This is a genomic window from Nocardiopsis sinuspersici, from assembly GCF_001998325.1.
Lineage (GTDB): Bacteria > Actinomycetota > Actinomycetes > Streptosporangiales > Streptosporangiaceae > Nocardiopsis > Nocardiopsis sinuspersici.
Genome location: NZ_MCOK01000001.1, coordinates 4,290,666 through 4,304,518 on the forward strand (window position 1 = coordinate 4,290,666; position 13,853 = coordinate 4,304,518).

General features: G+C 73.8%; 12 protein-coding genes. 2 read left to right on the forward strand and 10 right to left on the reverse strand.

Features of this window, described 5'->3' with window-relative positions:
- Positions 1 to 26: 26 nt before the first annotated feature.
- The 5 genes from NOSIN_RS18540 to NOSIN_RS18560 all read right to left on the reverse strand — a co-directional run bounded on the left by NOSIN_RS18540 (position 27) and on the right by NOSIN_RS18560 (position 5,439).
- Positions 27 to 476, reverse strand: coding sequence for a transporter (locus tag NOSIN_RS18540; RefSeq protein WP_077691963.1), 450 nt, complete (start codon positions 474 to 476; stop codon positions 27 to 29).
- Positions 477 to 523: 47 nt separating this feature from the next.
- Positions 524 to 1,564, reverse strand: a complete 1,041-nt coding sequence (locus NOSIN_RS18545) for a hypothetical protein (RefSeq protein ID WP_077691964.1) — start codon at positions 1,562 to 1,564, stop codon at positions 524 to 526.
- A 28-nt stretch (positions 1,565 to 1,592) separates the two neighbouring features.
- Entirely contained in the window at positions 1,593 to 3,713 is a 2,121-nt protein-coding gene (locus NOSIN_RS18550; RefSeq protein ID WP_077691965.1) for a TRAP transporter permease, read from the reverse strand.
- A gap of 45 nt (positions 3,714 to 3,758) precedes the next feature.
- Positions 3,759 to 4,334, reverse strand: a complete 576-nt coding sequence (locus tag NOSIN_RS18555; protein WP_077691966.1) for a DUF1850 domain-containing protein — start codon at positions 4,332 to 4,334, stop codon at positions 3,759 to 3,761.
- Between the two features lie 76 nt (positions 4,335 to 4,410).
- Positions 4,411 to 5,439, reverse strand: coding sequence for a TAXI family TRAP transporter solute-binding subunit (locus tag NOSIN_RS18560; RefSeq protein WP_077691967.1), 1,029 nt, complete (start codon positions 5,437 to 5,439; stop codon positions 4,411 to 4,413).
- Positions 5,440 to 5,627: 188 nt separating this feature from the next.
- Between NOSIN_RS18560 and NOSIN_RS18565 the strand changes: the two genes are divergently transcribed.
- On the forward strand, positions 5,628 to 6,644 hold the full coding sequence (locus NOSIN_RS18565) for a TAXI family TRAP transporter solute-binding subunit (protein ID WP_077691968.1): 1,017 nt from the start codon (positions 5,628 to 5,630) through the stop codon (positions 6,642 to 6,644).
- A gap of 10 nt (positions 6,645 to 6,654) precedes the next feature.
- On the opposite strand, the gene NOSIN_RS18570 is transcribed toward NOSIN_RS18565, so the two are convergent.
- The 3 genes from NOSIN_RS18570 to NOSIN_RS18580 all read right to left on the reverse strand — a co-directional run bounded on the left by NOSIN_RS18570 (position 6,655) and on the right by NOSIN_RS18580 (position 10,648).
- Positions 6,655 to 8,055, reverse strand: coding sequence for a sensor histidine kinase (locus NOSIN_RS18570; RefSeq protein WP_077691969.1), 1,401 nt, complete (start codon positions 8,053 to 8,055; stop codon positions 6,655 to 6,657).
- 22 nt (positions 8,056 to 8,077) lie between these two features.
- Positions 8,078 to 8,791, reverse strand: coding sequence for a response regulator transcription factor (locus NOSIN_RS18575; RefSeq protein ID WP_077691970.1), 714 nt, complete (start codon positions 8,789 to 8,791; stop codon positions 8,078 to 8,080).
- 135 nt (positions 8,792 to 8,926) lie between these two features.
- The gene (locus NOSIN_RS18580) at positions 8,927 to 10,648 is read right to left on the reverse strand and encodes a glycerol-3-phosphate dehydrogenase/oxidase (protein WP_077691971.1); all 1,722 of its coding nucleotides are present in this window, start codon (positions 10,646 to 10,648) and stop codon (positions 8,927 to 8,929) included.
- Between the two features lie 320 nt (positions 10,649 to 10,968).
- Here NOSIN_RS18580 and NOSIN_RS27295 point away from each other — a divergent pair, with 320 nt between their 5' ends.
- On the forward strand, positions 10,969 to 11,325 hold the full coding sequence (locus NOSIN_RS27295; RefSeq protein ID WP_170293653.1) for a SpoIIAA family protein: 357 nt from the start codon (positions 10,969 to 10,971) through the stop codon (positions 11,323 to 11,325).
- Positions 11,326 to 11,425: 100 nt separating this feature from the next.
- Here the strand turns inward: NOSIN_RS27295 and NOSIN_RS18590 are convergent, their stop codons facing one another.
- Positions 11,426 to 12,292 carry a lysozyme family protein gene (locus tag NOSIN_RS18590; protein WP_077691973.1) on the reverse strand — a complete coding sequence of 289 codons (867 nt, stop codon included), beginning with the start codon at positions 12,290 to 12,292 and terminating at the stop codon, positions 11,426 to 11,428.
- 179 nt (positions 12,293 to 12,471) lie between these two features.
- Positions 12,472 to 13,578, reverse strand: coding sequence for a GuaB3 family IMP dehydrogenase-related protein (locus tag NOSIN_RS18595; protein WP_077691974.1), 1,107 nt, complete (start codon positions 13,576 to 13,578; stop codon positions 12,472 to 12,474).
- Positions 13,579 to 13,853 lie beyond the last annotated feature (275 nt).

Here is a 13,853-nt window from a genome sequence, read left to right on the forward strand (position 1 = left end):
CGAGGGTTTTTCGGCCGTCCCGCGGTTCAGCGGTCCCGGAGCGCGCGGGCGTGGTGGCGGGTGGTGAGCACGGCCGTGGCGGCCAGCACCACTGTGAGCGCCAACGCGTCGGCCACGGCCAGGAACCCCACGGACACCAGGGGAGGGGCAGGGTCCGTGAAGGACATGCACAGTTGCCACACCCCCATGGCCGAAAGCAGGTACGGGAGTGCGACGGCCAGTGCCGTGAGCGCCGGATAGGGCAGCCGGACCATCCGGACCAGCGGCCAGACCAGGACGGGGGCGAGGGGGACGGGCAGCAGGAGGAGGGCCAGCCCCGCGCCGATGTTGGCGTCGGGGGTGGTGTGGAGCGCCTCCAGGTACTGGCTGACCGCCCATCCGACGAGGTGGGACAGGGCCACCGCGGCGAAGGCGGCGGCCGTGGCGAGCAGGATCGCGCGCGGCAGGGGAACGGGGGCTTGGGGGCGGTAGGTCATGCTCACAGAGTGCCCGGCGCGCGTCCCCTCCGCCTGAGTAGCGGTACTCAGGCCCCGGGATCCCTGGCGGGATCCACCCCCAGCTCGGCCATGGCCCGGCCCGCCTCGGTGGAGGCGCGGCCGAAGAGCGACCACGGCAGGTCGCAGCGCAGGCCGCCCACGGCGCTCAGGTGCCAGCGTGCCGCCTCGGTCATCTCCGCCTTGTGGAACGCCCATCCGAACAGGTGGTGGGCCTGCGCGTCCCGCAGGTGGGGAACCGCCCGGGCGACCCAGTCGCGGGCGAAGGCGAACAGCTCCTGGGCGGCCTCGCCGTACAGGCGCCCCATGGCGCCGTCCACGATGAAGTCCATGTTGCCCTCCCCGCGCAGCCGGTCGCGCTCACGGCGCAGGTGTTCGGCGTGCGCCAGCGCGAGCACGGCGGGCAGCGGACTGCCTTCGGGCGCGGTGTCGGCGACGGACCCCGCGAAGGCGAACATCTCCTCGGCGGCGCCGGGCCCGGCGGACTCGCCCGGGGGCGGGCGGAGGGCCCGGACACGGGTCATGTGGGCGGGGAACAGGTGGGGTGCCCGAGCGATGATCTCGCGCCAGATCCGGTCCTTGTCCTCCCGGTCCGCGTCCAGGCCCGTCGCGACGGCCTGGAGCCCCTCCCAGGGCGCCGCGTCGTCGGGCCGCATACCCGCGGCGGCCTCCAGGGCGTCCCCGGCCTCGTGCAGGGCGGCGGAGGCGGCCTTCCGCTCGGCCGTGGAGGCTCCGGCGCCCCCGACGGCCCCCGCCGGGATCCGTGCCAGCAGCGCGTAGCCCAGCCACAGCACGGCGTCGGCCCGGTCGGCGCCGGACTCGACGAGCGCGGCGACGCCTCCGGGGCGGTCCGCGGCGGCCCGGCCCAGCTCCACGGCCCGCAGCACGCGGAGCTCGGGGGCCTCCCGGCTCTCCGCCAGCAGCGGCAGGCCGGACTCGACCTCGCCCTCGCGCACCGCCTCGCACGCGGTCCGCAGCACGGGGTCGGCGCCGAAGGCCTCCGGCACCAGGAGCGCTCCGATGTCGGCGCCGCGCGACGCCCTGCCTGGTCTGCGTCCGAATCGCCACATGTCAGCAGAGCGTAGTCGGCCCGGCCGTCTACTTTCCCGCGGCCGCCTCGTCCCGCCGTCCGGCCCCGGGGGCGGGGTCCGCCGGCTCCGCGGCCCTCCCCCTTCCCCGGGAGAGCCGGTGGCCGACCACCTGGAGGGCGATGAGCCCGGCGCCCAGCAGCGAACCGGCCAGGGTGAACCAGCCCGGGTCGACGGAGGCCGACAGCGCCCACCGGAGCAGGCCGCTCCACTCGGGGGCGACCAGGACCAGCGCGGCGGCCAGGGCGAACGCGAGCCTCTCCCCCAGCACGGTGCGGCGCAGGAAGTGGCCCTCGAGCGCGATCGCCGACGCCGCGAGCGCGACACAGCCGCCGACCACCGCCGCGACCAGGTCCGTCACCGGTCCCCCGACGGCCATCAGCGCCGTGTAGGCCATCAGCATGGGGATGAGGTACAGGCCCTTGGCGAACTTCCACGCGGACAGGCCCGCGCGCATCGGCCTGGCGTTGGCGATACCGGCGGCGGCGAACGCGGCGAAGGCCACCGGCGGCGTCACGTTGGAGTCCTGGCTGTACCAGTACACGATCATGTGCGCGACGATCACGGCCAGCCCCAGCTCCTGTAGGGCCGGGACCGCCAGGACCGCGAGGACGACGTAGGCGGCGGTGACCGGCAGGCCCATGCCCATGATGAGCGACGTGAGCGCGACCATGATCAGGGTCAGCAGCAGGTTGCCCGCGAACGCGGTGACCAGGACGTCGGCGAGCACCAGGCCCAGTCCGGTCAGGCCGACCATGCCGACGATGACGCCCGCCACCGCGCAGGCCACCGACACCGGCATGGTGTTGCGCGCCGCCAGCACGAACACCTCCAGGAAGTCCCGGGGCGACAGGCGGCTCCCGGCGCGCAGCATGGCCACGAGCAGCAGGGCTCCGCACGCGTACAGGCCCGCCTGGGTGGGCGGCACGTAGTTGAGCAGCAAGACGATGAGCAGCACCAGCGGGGCGAGGAAGTGCCAGCCCGCGCCCATGACCGCGCGCATGGTGGGCAGCTCGGAGTCCTTCGCCAGTCCGACGGCGTGCTTGCGCGCCAGGATGTCCACGAACAGGAACATCACGCCGAAGTACATCAGCGCCGGGATGATCGCGACCTTGACGATGTCGACGTAGGGGATACCGGTGCGCTCGGCCATGATGAACGCGCCCGCGCCCATGATGGGCGGCAGGATCTGGCCGCCGGTGGAGGCCGCCGCCTCCACGCCCGCCGCGTCGTGCCTCCTGTAGCCGACCCTGCGCATCAGGGGGATGGTGAACGGCCCGGTGCTGACCACGTTGGCGATGGCGCTGCCGGACACCGAGCCCATCAGGGCGCTGCCCAGCACCGCGCCCTTGGCCGGGCCGCCGACCATGCGCCCGGTGAGCACGTAGGCCAGGCCGACGAAGAAGTTGCCGCCCCCGGTCTTGGACAGCAGCGCGCCGAACAGGATGAACACGAACACGAAGGTGACGACCACGCCGAGGGTGAGGCCGTAGATGCCGTCGCCCAGGTAGCTGTGCGTGGCGATGCGCTGGATGGTGGCGCCGGAGTGCCCGAACCGGCCGGGGATGAGAGGGCCGATCCACGCGTAGAAGACGAACCCGGACACCATCACGACCATGACCATGCCGACCGACCGGCGGGTCGCCTCCAGCAGGAGGACGATCGTGGTCAGGCCCATGATCCAGTCGGTGTCGGTGTAGGCGCCCGCCCGGGAGGCCAGTTCGGCCTGGAGGACCATCGGGTAGAAGCTCACCGCCACGGTGGCGGCGATCAGCACCAGGTCGAGCGCCAGCGCGGGGACCGAGCGCCCGGCCCTGCCGGGCAGGGCCGGTTTGGCCAGGAACACCAGCACCATGACGAACATCAGGTGGATGAGCCGCTGCTGTTGGGCGTCGAACCCGGCGCGGAGCGCGACGTAGAGCTGGAAGAGGGTCAGGGCGGCGGAGAGGACCAGGATCACGACGCCGACGGCTGAGGCCGTGCGGCCCCCGCCCCAGCGTTCGGCGGCGATCCGCCTCCACACGGGCTCCGCCGACCCGTCGGCCTCCACGTCGGGGAGCGCGTCGGCGGGCCTGTCGTGCTCTTGCGGGCCGGAGGTCTCGCTCCGCCCCCGGGACGGGTTCTCAGCCATGCTTCTTCCTCGGTTGGTCTCGGCGGGACCGGACGGGCCCCGGGGTCAGCACTCCGGTTCGGGGTCGCCGCCCAGCAGCAGGTGGAGGACGGGCACCCGGACCGGTTCGACGGTCACCGGGCGGGCGGCCAGGCACGGGGACAGCCGCACCTCGTCGCCGGGTGTGCGGATCCGGTGGTCCACGGCCGGGGAGCCGACCCTGAGGACCAGCTCCGTGCCGATGTCGCGGTCGATCCCCTCGATGACCCACCACTCGCCCTCGGCGTGGCCGGTCCCCTCACCGGGGATGTGGCCCATACCGGCGCCGAACTGCCGGAGCCGGGTGGCCTCGACGACCAGGTGCCCGTCGCGGACCCCGATGTCCTCCTCGATCGGCAGCCCGTCGATGGAGTGGACGTAGGCGATGGTGAACCGTTCGCCCTCGGCCAGGGGCAGGTGGCCGATCGTGTCCCCCTCGTCGCTCAGCCTGAGGGCGGGCCGGACCGGTAGCAGCAGGGCGGTGAGGGCCACGGCCAGGGCCAGGGCCGTGCCGTACAGGGCCGGCGCCGCGGCCCGCGGGCGCCGGGTGCCCCCTCCCGCGCCCGTCGGCCGCCGGCCGTCCGCCGCGGAGGGTGTATCCATCGGGGAGCCCCTAGGGCGTGTGTGGTGGGTGCCGCCGGGGCGTCGCGCAGCAGGGTGGGTATTCGCCGTACATGCCCTAAGGACGCAGGTCCTCGGGGATCTCGACGCCCTGCTCCTCGTAGAAGCGGAGGGCGCCGGGGTGCACCGGGACGGGGCTGTTGAGGATGGTCTCGGGGACCAGGTACTCCTCGCCCGGGTCGTACACGTCGACGACCTGGTCGATGTGCTCGAACATGGCCGAGGTGATGTCGTAGGCCTGGTCCTCGTTGAACCCGCCGGTCACGACCAGGGCGTTCCACACCGCGATGGTGGGCACGTCCTCGTCCACGCCCGGGTAGGTCCCGGCCTCGATGACGTGCTCGGTGTAGCCGCCGTAGCCGTCGACGACGGCGGAGCGCTCCTCGTCGCACATCGGGATGAGGTGGACGTCGTCGGTGGTGCCTAGCTCGGTGATGCCGGCGTGGCCCTCGCCGACCACCCAGGAGCCCGCGTCCAACTGGTTGTTCTTCAGCGCGCTGGCGGTCTCCGCGTAGCCGAGCTGGTCCGCCTCGACATCGGTCTCGGCGATCCCCAGGGACTCGAAGACCTGCCTGGTCGTGGCCTCGTTGCCGCTGCCGACGTCGCCGATGGAGTAGCGGGTGCCGACCACGTCGGAGAAGCACTCGAAGCCCTGATCCCGGGCGATGGAGTCCAGGGTCACCGCGTGGAAGACGTTGGGGTAGAGCACGGCCAGCGAGTAGGTCTGGACGGGGGCGCCCTCGAAGTCGGCCATGCCGGTGGCCGCCTGGTCGGCGGCGTCGCCCTGGACGATGCCCAGGTGGCCGCTGCCGGAGTCGAGCAGTCGGATGTTCTCCACCGAGGCGCCGGTGGACTCGACCGATGCGGTCTGGCCTTCGAGGTGGTCGCCGATGATGCCGCTCAGGGCGCCGCCGATCGGGTAGTACACGCCCGCGGTGCCGCCGGTGACGATGCTGAGCTGGTTCTGGGCGGGGCCGCCGCCGACCCCGGCCTCCTCGCCGCCGCCGGTCTCCGCCGGCTGGGCGCAACTGGTGAGCAGCAGGGTACTGAGGGGGATGGCGGCCAGGGACAGCGTCGGGCGTCGCACGGTCGGGCGTCCTCTCGGGGGTTTCGGGGGACCGGTCCGGAGCGGGAAGCGGGGAGCGCTCCGGTCCGCGGTGTGTGGCCTGCGCCACTCCGCTGTCCAACGTAGTGACCGCCCCCGCGGAACCCGTAGCCCTTCGCACCGGATTTGAGCCTCTCCTGAGGTTGCGCCCTCCTTGCTATTGTTCGCCCATGGTGCGGCCCCCCACCCGATGGCCGGGGACGGTCTCCGGAGCCCTCCTCGCGCTCCTGGCCACCGCCTCCCTGCTCACCTGGTCACAGCCCCGGTCCCCCGAGCCCCTCCGCCTGTCCGTCGGAACCGGCGGTACCGGCGGGGTGTACCACGTCTACGGCGCGGGCCTGGCCCAGGCCGCCACCGCCTACCCGGGCACCGAGATCGTCGCGCTCACCACGGCCGCGAGCGTGGAGAACAACCGCCTGGTCGCGGCCGGGGACGTGGACGCCGCCTTCACCCTCGCCGACGTCGCCGCGCTCGCGGTCGCGGGCGATCCCCCCTTCGGGGAGCCGCTGCCCGTCTCGGCGATCGCCCGCCTGTACGACAACCACACCCACCTGGTGGTGCGCGCGGACTCCCCCTACGAGACCGTCGCCGACCTGGCCGGGAGCACCGTGTCCGTGGGAGCGCGCGGGTCGGGCACCGAGATGATGGCCGAGCGGCTCCTGGACCTGGCCGGGGCGGGGGAGGCCGCGCCCGGCGCCCGGACCGGCGAGCGGGACGTGACGCGGCTGCGGATGCCCATCGGCGCCTCGGCCCGCGCCCTGGAGGAGGGGCGGATCGACGCGTTCTTCTGGTCGGGGGGCCTGCCCACACAGGCCGTCGCCGACCTGGCCGAGCGCGTCCCCGTCCGGCTGGTGGACCTGGCCGACCACGTTCCGGAGCTGATCGACGGGTACGGCGAGTACTTCTCCGAGCTGCCCGTGCCCGCGGGCACCTACTCCGGTGTGCCCGCCGTGCGCACCATCGGCGTGCCGAGTCTGCTGGTGGTCAACGCCTCCATGCCCGACGACGTGGCCCGGGACCTGATCCGGCTGCTGTTCGACTCGCGCGCCGAGCTCGTCCGCTTCCACCCGGTGGCGCTGCACCTGCACCCCCGTTCGGCGATCGCCACCCTGCCCGTGCCGCTGCACCCGGGGGCTGCCGCCTACTACCGCGAGGTCAAGTACGCGAACGACGAGGGAGACGGCTGAGGCCGGGTCCTCACACCGGGAGGCGGATCCGGGCGTCGATCCCGTGCGGTGTCGCCGGCCGCAGCGACAGCCGGGCCCCCTGGAGCTCCAGCAGGGTGACGACGATGGACAGCCCGAGTCCGGAGCCGCCCACCCCGTCGTGCCCGTCCCGCCAGAACGGCCGGGTGGCCTGGTCCAGTCGGCTCCCGGGCAGTCCGGGCCCGTCGTCCACCACGTGCACGTCCACGTACCCGGGCCCGTCCGGCCCCTCCTCCACCCGGTGGACGCGCACCGTGATCCGCACGCCCGTCCCGCCGAACTTCAGGGCGTTGTCGATGAGCGCGTCCAGCGCCTGGTCCAGGGTGCCCTCCACACAGCGGACCCGCGCGCCCGCGTCGCCCTCGCACACCAGGACCGCGCCGGCGCGTTCGGCGATCGGCGCCCAGGACACCACGCGGTCCTCGGCGACCTCCGCGACGTCCTCCCAGACCATGGAGTGCTCGGCGTCCTCGGTGCGGGCCAGGGTGAGCAGGCTGTCGCAGATCCGGGTGAGGCGGTCCACCTCGTCCAGGGCCAGCCGGTGCCCCTGCGCGCCCTCGGGCGTCAGGTGGCGGGACAGGGCGTCCACGCGCAGCCGCAGGGCGGCGAGCGGGTTGCGCACCTGGTGGCCCGCGTAGGCGACGAAGGTGCGCTGGCTCTCCATCATCGAGGTGATGGTGTCGGCCATCCGGTTGAAGGACTCCCCCAGGCGGCGCAGCTCGACCGGGCCGGCGGCGGTGCGCACCCGGGTGTCCAGGCTGCCGCCGCTGACCGCGCGGGTGGCCTCGTCGAGGTCGTCGATGGGGCGCAGGATCCAGCGGGTGAGCGGTCCGGCCGCGGCGGTGCCCGCCACCATCAGCGCGGCGACGGCGGCCCAGGCCACGCACCACTGGGCGAGGGTGGCGCGGCGCAGCGCCCCCGTGGGCGAGGCGGTGACGGCGGCGCCCACGACCTCGCCGGAGCGGCCGATGGGCTCGGCGACGATCAGCGGACCGCCCTGCCAGGGGTAGACGACCGTGTCGGCGCCCATCCGGTTGCCCGCGAGCGCCGAACGGACCGCCCTGGGGAGTTCGCCGCCGGAGCGCCGGGGGTCCAGGCCGGCGAGGGTGACGCCCTCGCGGGAGGCGGCCACGACCTCTCCGTCCCGGTCGACGACGACGGCGGTGATGCCGTACAGCCGGTCGTAGGCGGTCAGCTCGCCGGACAGGGTGCCCTCCACTCCGGTGAGCACGCTGGGCTCGGCGAGTCCGGCGAAGCGGGCGGTGTCGTTGATCCGGTCCAGGAGCATGTCCGAGGTGCCCCGGGCGGCGATGCTCCCGCACAGGGGCAGGGCCAGTCCGAGGCAGGCAGTGACCAGGAGGGTCACGTACACGGTCAGCACGCGTTGGCGCATGGCGGTGTTCCGGGGGAGGGGGTCAGGGCCGGCGGGCCGCGGCGGCGGGCCCGGTCGTCGTGGCGGACGTGCCCTCGTCCACCGCGAGCCGGTAGCCGACGCCGCGCACCGTCTCGATGAGGCCGGGCACGCCGAGCTTGGCGCGCAGGGTGCCCACGTGCACCTCCAGGGTGCGCAGGGTCCCCGGCCAGGCGGTCTGCCACACCCGCAGCAGCAGGTGTTCACGGGAGACGACCGTCCCCGCCTCCCGGACCAGGGCGACGAGCAGGTCGAACTCCTTGCGGGTCAGCTCGACCGGCCGTCCCCCGCGGGTGACGGCACGGGTGGCGGGGTCGATCCGCAGGGGTCCCGCGGTCAGAGGCGTGTCGGCGCGCCTGCGGGTGCGGCGCAGGACGGCCTCCATCCGCGCGCACAGCTCCTCGATGGCCAGGGGTTTGACGACGTAGTCGTCGGCGCCCGCGCGCAGCCCGCGGACGCGCTCGCGCTGCCGGCCCCGGGCGGTCACCATGATGACGGCCGTGTCGCCGACGTCGTGGCGCTCGCGCAGGCGGGCGCACAGCTCGATGCCGTCCATGTCGGGCAGGCCGAGGTCCAGCAGGACGATGTCGGCGGGCGCCGCGGCGAGCGCGCTCTCGGCCGTGCGCACCTGGTCGACCGTGTACCCGTTGGCCTCCAGCGCACCGGCGAGGGCGTCGGCGAGCCGAACGTCGTCCTCGACGAGCAGCACCTTGATCATGGGTTCGCGTCCTTCGGGGTGTGCGTGCGGGGGGTACCGCACCCTAGCCGCACCCTAACCAGGCGCTGTGCTCCAGGCCACACCCAGGGCCGGCGCCGGGTGGCGGCGCCGGCCCGGGGTGTGGCGGCGGTGCGCTCAGGGACGCGTGATGTGCGCCTCCGGGACGATCTCCGGGGCGCCGTGCTGGATGGCGTCCGCCTCCTGGTCGGTGTCCTGCTCCTGCGCGGCGCGTTCGGCCTCGATGCCCTTGCGGTAGTACTCGACCTCGCGCCGGACCTGTTCCTCGTCCCAGCCGAGGCAGCCCGCGAGCAGGTGCGCCGCCTCGTCCGCGGCGGCGATGCCCCGGTCCCAGGTCTCGAAGGAGATCCGGGTGCGCCGGGACAGCACGTCATCCACGTGCCGGGCGCCCTCGGCCTTCGCCGCGTAGACGACCTCGGCGCGCAGGTAGTCGTCGGCGCCCGTGAGCGGGCGGCCGAGGTCGGGGCGCTCCCGGACCAGGTCGAGCAGGTCGCGGACCGAGGAGCCGTAGCGGCGCAGCAGGTGGGTGACGCGGGAGACGTGCAGCCCCGAGTCGCGGGCCAGCCGGTGCCGCTGGTTGTACAGGGCCCAGTAGCCGTCGGCGCCCACCAGGGGCAGACGGTCGGTGACCGAGGCCGGGAGGCTCCCGCCCAGGCCGTGCGCGACCGCGTCCACCGCGTCCTTGGCCATCACGCGGTAGGTGGTGTACTTGCCCCCGGCGATGAGGACCAGGCCGGGCACGGGGTGGGCGACCGTGTGCTCGCGGGAGAGCTTGGAGGTCTCCTCCGACTCCCCCGACAGCAGCGGGCGCAGGCCCGCGTACACGCCCTCCACGTCGTCCCTGCCCAGGGGCGTGCGCAGCACCTGGTTGATGTGGTCGAGGACGTAGTCGATGTCGGCGCGGCTGGCGGCCGGGTTCTCCTTGTCCAGGTCCCAGGCGGTGTCGGTGGTGCCGATGATCCAGTGGCGGCCCCAGGGGATGACGAACAGGACGCTCTTCTCGGTGCGCAGGATCATGCCGGAGGACGCCTGGATGCGGTCGCGCGGCACGACGAGGTGGACGCCCTTGGAGGCGCTGACGTGGATCTGGCCCCGGCCGCCGACCATCTCCTGGATGTCGTCGGTCCACACCCCGGTCGCGTTGACCACCTGGCGGGCGCGGATGCCCAGTTCCTCGCCGCTCTCCAGGTCGGTGACGTCGGCGCCGACGACGTGCTCGCCCTCGCGCAGGAACCCGACCGCCTGGACGCGGGAGGCGATGCTGGCGCCCAGCCCGGCGGCGGTGCGCAGCACGGTGGTGACGAAGCGGGCGTCGTCGACCTGGCAGTCCCAGTACTGGACGGCCCCGGCCAGCGCGCTGCGCTTGAGCGCGGGGAAGACGCGCAGAGCGCCGGACCTGGTCAGGTGGCGGTGCGAGGGCAGGCCGCGGTTGTTGCGCGAGGCCATGGCCAGGGCGTCGTAGAGGGTGACGCCCGCGCCGATGTAGGCGCGCTCCCAGTGGTGGGCGAACGGGAACAGGAAGGGCACCGGGCGGACCAGGTGCGGGGCGATGGTGGTCAGCAGCAGCCCGCGCTCGTGGAGTGCCTCGCGGACCAGCTCGAAGTCGAACTGCTCCAGGTAGCGCAGCCCGCCGTGGACGAGCTTGCTGGAGCGGCTGGACGTGCCGGAGGCGAAGTCGCGTGCCTCGACCAGTCCGGTGGACAGACCGCGCGAGACGGCGTCCAGGGCGATTCCCGCCCCGACGATGCCTCCCCCGACCACGAGGACGTCGAGTTCCTTGTCGGCCATCGACGCGAGCGCCGCGGTGCGCCCCTCGGGTCCCAGCCAGGTGGTAGCCATTCGTCTCCTCCGTCTCGATGGGTTCTCTCCCAGGCGCATACCCGCCGGGGACCCGTGTCCATCGGAGAGGGCCCAGGCTAACGGTGCGGCGGCGGGCACACCGGGCGCCCGCCTCCGCACCGGCGTGTCACGGGGCCGGCGGGGGACGCCGGAGCGCCAGGGCCCAGCAGGGCGGCGGCCATGGTGGCCGCTCCCCCGGCCGGGGAGGGCGCCCCCACCCGCCGGGAGTCCGCCCCGCGCGGCTGAGCGGGTCCCCGGGTTGCGTCCCGACCCGCCTGGGTAGCGGAGGTGGACCGAACGGACCGACGCCTGGAGACACCATGTACCAGCGGCTGGCGCGAAGCCACGGCAACATCGTCGGATACGAGTTCACGGACAGGATCACCGAGGAGGAGTACCAGCGGATCGCCGGGGAGCTGCGCGCGAGGATCGGCGAGCACGGGAGCGTGCGCCTGCTCATGCGGACCCACGGCTTCCCCACCGCCGAGTTCTCGGCGCTCGACGACGACTTCCGGTTCGCCAAGGAGCACCTCGGCGACATCGAGCGCTTCGCCGTCGTCGGCGACCAGAAGCTGCTCGAAGTCCTGGTCAAGGCGAGCGACAAGGTCGTCAGCGCCCAGGGGCGCCACTTCGCCCCGGAGGACGAGGAGACCGCCTGGAACTGGCTGGAGAGCTGACGCCGACCGCGCGGTCGGCCGGTCCCGCGTGGCCCGCGGGCCACGCGGGACGGGAGCCGGGCCGCCTCCCGGCGGCCCGGCTCCCGTCGGTCCGCCCGCGTCAGGCCGCGTCGGCGTAGGCGTGCGCGTAGGCCAGGACGTCCGCGACGTAGGTACTGGAGCGGTTGTAGGTCAGGATCGCGGACTCCCAGTCGGCGGCGACGGTCAGGTCGCGGTCCTCCGCGCACAGGTACCGTCCCGCCGCGAGCGCGGCGTCGTCGATGTCGTGCGGGTCGGGGTCGTCCCCGGACAGCGAGTCGCCCCACTGCGCCCACGTGTGGGGGATGAACTGCATCGGACCGATCGCCCGGTCCCACTGCGCGTCGCCGTCGTACCGGCCGCCGTCGGTGTCGGGGATCGCCCGGGTCTGGTTCGTGCCGTCCAGCGGGATGCCGATGATGTCGACGGTCGTGACCCCGTCCGAGCCGATCTCGCCCCCGGCGTAGGTGCCGTGGTGCGTCTCCACGTACCCGATCCCGGCCAGGGTCGGCCAGGACAGCCGGCAGCCGGGCTGCTCCCGTGCCAGCACCAACTGGGCGCTGGCGTACGCCTCCAGGGCGCGGCGCGGGATGCCGGTCGACTCCGCGACCCGGTCGAGCCACGCGGCGCTGGGGTGCGGGGCCGCGGGGGTGGAGCGCTCGTCGGCGCCCGTCCGGTCGGCCTCCGGCCCCTCTTCGACCGGGGACACCTCCGAGAGCTCCGGCGGACCGGTGAGCTCGCCGGGGGGCGGTGTCTGGATCGTGCCCACGGGCGGTTCGACATCGGAGGCGCCGGGCGGGGACCACTCGTTGAACGCGTCGGACACCCGGTTGACCAGGAGGACCACGCCCCCGGTCAGCAGCAGGCACACCGCCAGCGTCACACAGACGGCGACCACCGGGCCACGATTCCGGCGCCCTTCGGCACCGGACGCACGCCGCTTACCCATAGGCTCCCCTCGTCAAGAAAACGTCACTCCCGGATCACGCCGCCACCAAAGTACGCGACCGGAGACAGTACGTTCCAGCGGCCCCCGGGCACGGATCCCCGAACGTGCGCCGGGTCCCGGACACACGCGGGGGGCCGCACCGGCGCCCGCCGGAACGGCCCCCTGGTCAGAGGCGTCCCCTAGTGGTGCGGGTTGACCACGACCTCGACCCGCTGGAACTCCTTGAGGTCGGTGTAGCCGGAGGTGGCCATCGTGCGGCGCAGGGCCCCCATGAGGTTCATGGAGCCGTCGCTGCTGGAGGCGGGGCCGTGCAGGATCGACTTGAGGTCGCCGATCGTGCCCACGTGGACCCGCTCACCGCGCGGCAGCTCGCCGTGGTGGGCCTCGCTGCCCCAGTGGTAGCCGCCGCCGGGCGCCTCGGTGGCGCGCGCCAGCGGGGAGCCCACCATGACGGCGTCGGCGCCGCAGGCCAGCGCCTTGGCCATGTCGCCGCTGCTGGTCATGCCGCCGTCGGCGATGACGTGCACGTAGCGGCCGCCGGACTCGTCCAGGTAGTCGCGGCGGGCCGCGGACACGTCGCCGACGGCGCTTGCCATCGGCACGGCCACACCCAGGACGGAGCGGGTGGTGTGTCCCGAGCCGCCGCCGAAGCCGACCAGCACACCGGCGGCGCCCGTACGCATCAGGTGCAGGGCGGCGGTGTAGGTGGCGCAGCCGCCGACCACGACCGGCACGTCCAGCTCGTAGATGAACTGCTTGAGGTTGAGCGGCTCGGCGCGGCCGGACACGTGCTCGGCCGAGACCGTGGTGCCGCGGATCACGAAGATGTCCACGCCCGCGTCGACGACCGCCTTGTGGTACTGGGCCGTGCGCTGCGGCGACAGCCGCGCGGCGGTGACCAGGCCCGCGTCCCGGATCTCCTCGATCCGGCGGCCGATCAGCTCCTCCTGGATGGGTGCCGCGTAGATCTCCTGGAGCCGCTTGGTGGCGGCGACGTCGTCGAGCTCGCGAATCTCCTGGAGCAGCGGCTCCGGGTCCTCGTAGCGGGTCCAGAGCCCTTCGAGGTCGAGCACGCCGAGACCGCCCTGCTCGCCCACGGCCACGACCGTCTTGGGGGAGGCCACACTGTCCATGGGGCTGACCACCAGCGGCGTCTCGAACCGGTAGGCGTCGATCTGCCAGGCGATGGACACCTCCTCCGGGTCCCGCGTCCGACGGGCGGGCACGATCCCGATCTCGTCGAGCTCATAGGCGCGGCGCCCGTTCTTGCCCAGCCCGATCTCCACCTGAGCCAACGTTTCGATCCCCTCTGACGTGCCTCACCGGATGGTCTACCGGCGCGTTCCCTGCCGTCGAGAGTCTATCGACCCGGGGCGGGGGTACCGCCCCTCCCGGCGGGCGCTCCCCCTCGTGGAGGGCGGGGACCGGGGAGCGATGCGTCTCGTCGTCGCCCCCCTTGGAATGGTAAACGCTTTCCAGCATCGGCCCCTCCGCCCCTGCACGGTTCACGGAGGGGGGAAACGCCGCCACGGGCCGCCCGGAGAACCCGGGCGGCCCGTGG

Bases quoted from the DNA above. Each gene is read 5' to 3' on its own strand.
- NOSIN_RS18540 (WP_077691963.1), bottom strand. From the start codon at position 476: ATGACCTACCGCCCCCAAGCCCCCGTTCCCCTGCCGCGCGCGATCCTG.
- NOSIN_RS18545 (WP_077691964.1), bottom strand. From the start codon at position 1,564: ATGTGGCGATTCGGACGCAGACCAGGCAGGGCGTCGCGCGGCGCCGAC.
- NOSIN_RS18550 (WP_077691965.1), bottom strand. From the start codon at position 3,713: ATGGCTGAGAACCCGTCCCGGGGGCGGAGCGAGACCTCCGGCCCGCAA.
- NOSIN_RS18555 (WP_077691966.1), bottom strand. From the start codon at position 4,334: ATGGATACACCCTCCGCGGCGGACGGCCGGCGGCCGACGGGCGCGGGA.
- NOSIN_RS18565 (WP_077691968.1), top strand. From the start codon at position 5,628: ATGGTGCGGCCCCCCACCCGATGGCCGGGGACGGTCTCCGGAGCCCTC.
- NOSIN_RS18570 (WP_077691969.1), bottom strand. From the start codon at position 8,055: ATGCGCCAACGCGTGCTGACCGTGTACGTGACCCTCCTGGTCACTGCC.
- NOSIN_RS18575 (WP_077691970.1), bottom strand. From the start codon at position 8,791: ATGATCAAGGTGCTGCTCGTCGAGGACGACGTTCGGCTCGCCGACGCC.
- NOSIN_RS18580 (WP_077691971.1), bottom strand. From the start codon at position 10,648: ATGGCTACCACCTGGCTGGGACCCGAGGGGCGCACCGCGGCGCTCGCG.
- NOSIN_RS27295 (WP_170293653.1), top strand. From the start codon at position 10,969: ATGTACCAGCGGCTGGCGCGAAGCCACGGCAACATCGTCGGATACGAG.
- NOSIN_RS18590 (WP_077691973.1), bottom strand. From the start codon at position 12,292: ATGGGTAAGCGGCGTGCGTCCGGTGCCGAAGGGCGCCGGAATCGTGGC.